The following is a 3,301-nucleotide window of genomic DNA, read 5'->3' on the forward strand; positions in this document are numbered from 1 at the left end:
AATTTTTTATAGTTTTTTTTTAGTGAAATAAAATTTAACTTTTTCACTTAAAACCTAAATAGTGTTATGAAAATCGATATCTATGGAAATGGCGCTGAAATTGTAATTGGCAAGTTATCTGAAATACAAACTCAAAAAATTTTTCCACTTCTAGCTAAAAAAGATGATGGAATAGATGAGTCTGAGTTTGAGACAATAATGGAGAAACCATGGAATGAAATTGATAATATTTTTCATTGGAGTGGTGCTTTTGGAGGAAATTATGGATTTTATATTACAAATGAAAAAGAGGAAGAAATTAAACCTGAAGGTATACTAAATTTTAATTTTGATGATGATGACTGTTTTGCAAATAATAGCAAAGATGGAGTAGACAATTATCACGTAGGGATAAATAAATTTAATCCTTACATAGATAAAATGTTTCTATCTGGACGCAGTAAAGATGTTACTGAAGAAATGAAAAAATTTGCAGAAAATAGCGGTGTTATTTTTATGTGCGTTAGTCAAGAAAAGGGACATTGGGGAAGTTTTGAACTGGAAGATAATTTTGATGTAAAAAAATTAGTACCAAAAATAGCTTGTCCTGATGTTGGTTTATATCATGAATGTCTTTATGGTTTTTTGTATGATGGTAAAGAAGTAGAAGTTGAATTTACTGGTGATACCATAGGTAAAACTAGAACTTTTTATTTAATAGAACCAACTTTAGCTGATGATGGTCAAATTACTTATGATATAGCTGATGAATGGTATATGTAATTTGATATGAATTTTAATTCTTTAGTTTGGTATTCTTCATTAGCTATAGGTGATGAAAAAAATAGTTATGTTGCTGACTTTCTTAATAGAAGTTGTGAATTACTTAATGAAGAAATAAACCAAGAAATTAAAGAAAAGAAACTTCCTATTAATTTTAAGATTGATTTTTTACACATTCCTAAGGGTGAAGAGGGGGTTAGTTTATTAAATAATAAACTAAAAAGTTATACAAATCCTGTATTTACGAACGGGCACTCAATTCCAAAGTATAACCCTTCTATTGTAGAGAATATTAAAGATAAAAGTTTTTTTTATTTTCCACAAAATGTTACTAGTGCAAGTTACGATAAATTTGAAGAAAATGTTAAAAAAAGGATTTTTAAAGTAGGAAGAGCGGACCAACCTGCAAAGTTAGCATTTATAGATAATGAAATAAAAAAACATTCTTCATCTAAAGTATATTTTTTTCATCAAGAACTAAGATTGTCTGAAAAAATGTTAGCTAATCATAATGAGGATAAAAATTTTACAAGTTTTTCTTTTAAGGATTTTGACGAAACAACAGCTGATGAAAAAATAAAAACTATTTTGAAAGATTTAAAACCAGAGGACTTATTGGTTTTAGATCTTAATTTAAGTAGATTTAAATATATATTTAATTATTTAATAAATAGTAACCTTCAAAACAAAGTGATTAATACATTTGGATCTGTTGAAAATAGATTTGAAAAGATAAGTTTCAACTTAATTCAACTAGTAGGTAATCATGGAATACCTTCAGTATCCATTGAAGATCTGATGTCAAAAATTTATGGAGAAAATGTAACTCCGACAGATAAAGCATTACTATTAGATAGTACATTTAGATTAGAAATTCCGATTTTGGCATTTCAGACTTTAAAGAAATGTATTAGCTCTGGAATAACAAATATTGAAGATCAAAATATTTTAGAAACGTTATTATCTTTCAATAATGATAGCGATGTGTTTGTTGGGAAACGTATTCAATATGGATTTAACCAATCTAATGAAAATATTTTAAAAGAAAATTATGCTTACACGTTTCCCAATTCTTTACAGAATGAAAAGTTTAAAATTCCTAAAATTCTTCATCCAACTCAATTTTCAACAGTAAATGGTAAGATACAGCAATTTAATACAATATATAATTATATTGATGTACTCAGAATCACTAATATTGATATTAAAGACAAAACATGGACTGCAGAATTTTATTTAGATCTTGTATCGCAGTCAGAAGATCCTTTAAATCAAGTTATCTTTAATAATTTATCCTCAACCAATGATAAATTTTCTTCAAAGGAAATTTGGAGAAGGAAAGATGATGATGATTATAATACAGTTAGATACTATATTGTTGCAAATTTTGATTTCTTAGCAATTGCAGATAATTTTCCTTTTGATTGGCAGAGTGTTTATATTTCAATGACACTTAAAGATAACTCTGAGCATATATTACAGCCAATTCCTTTAGAATTAGTGGATGATGAATTTGATATAAATGAGTGGCATATCGAAAATGCTTTCTCTGGTATAAAATATAAGAAAAACTTTTTATACAAAGATACTGATCTTAAAAAAACAGTTACAGTATCAAGTGAAAATAGGTTGGGTTGGACTTTGAGAAGAAAGAATACCGCAACATTATTTAAAATTGGTATCCCAATGTTTTTCCTGACTTTCTTAGTTTATTACTCTGTATTTTTAGGTTTTGATAAATCAGGGGAAAGTATTGGAATTTTAACAACAACCTTCTTATCAGCAATCGCTTTATATTTTTCAGTTGAAAAGCCAGAACCAAAAAAGTTAACTATTATTGATATAGTCTTTATTTGGTTTTACATCGTGAACGGTTTTACCATTACGGCTTTCAGTTTATCTTCATTAATTACAGAAAAAATACATTATTATACAAGTGGATTTTTAAAATTTGTCATTCCTTTATCACTTATAAGTATTGCTGTGTATTTAAACAAAAGAGTTCAGAATAACAGAAAAGATATAATTTTAGATAGGGATCTTTAAATATGATTAAATTACCAAAAGGATGGACAAATGAAACAATGGGGTCCAAAAAAGTCTTAAAAAAAATATATAAACACAAACAAACAGATAGTATGGATATGATCAATTTTGCTGGAGATATAAGTGAACTTCCTAACTATAAGACTAACATTGATTTTAATTTTGGAGATCAAAAAGGTATCGCTTTAGTTTTTGATAAAAAAACAAATAAAGTAACTGATAAAGATATTGCTTTAAGCAATAAAATAGAAGAACTCTCAAAAAAATATAAGATTTATTGAAATATATTGATTAGATAAATATTTTTTTTATATAAAAATTTTTAAAAACTATTTATAATAGATTTGTGAATATTGATAAAAAAGTTGATAGTTATGCTGATCAGATTGTTGCAGCATTGGATAAAAACCCTGATCAAGTAAGTTTTGATGATGAAGACAATATTTGCTTGAAAGTAATTGAAAAATTTAATTTATCAAATAAGTTAAACGGT

The 3,301-nt window shown here is 26.3% G+C and carries 3 protein-coding genes; all 3 read left to right on the forward strand.

Going from position 1 to position 3,301, the window contains the following annotated elements; all coding sequences use genetic code 11:
* Nucleotides 1–66: 66 nt before the first annotated feature.
* The 3 genes from AMN88_RS04465 to AMN88_RS04475 are packed head-to-tail and all read left to right on the forward strand — an operon-like array spanning nt 67 to nt 3,089.
* Entirely contained in the window at nt 67–762 is a 696-nt protein-coding gene (locus AMN88_RS04465; protein WP_075536613.1) for a hypothetical protein, read from the forward strand.
* A 6-nt stretch (nt 763–768) separates the two neighbouring features.
* On the forward strand, nt 769–2,808 hold the full coding sequence (locus AMN88_RS04470; protein ID WP_075536614.1) for a hypothetical protein: 2,040 nt from the start codon (nt 769–771) through the stop codon (nt 2,806–2,808).
* 2 nt (nt 2,809–2,810) lie between these two features.
* Complete coding sequence (locus tag AMN88_RS04475) at nt 2,811–3,089, forward strand: hypothetical protein (protein WP_075536615.1); 279 nt, start codon at nt 2,811–2,813, stop codon at nt 3,087–3,089.
* The last annotated feature ends 212 nt before the right edge of the window (nt 3,090–3,301 follow it).

It is taken from the genome of Candidatus Pelagibacter communis, assembly GCF_001180165.1.
In the GTDB taxonomy this organism is placed as follows: domain Bacteria; phylum Pseudomonadota; class Alphaproteobacteria; order Pelagibacterales; family Pelagibacteraceae; genus Pelagibacter; species Pelagibacter ubique_P.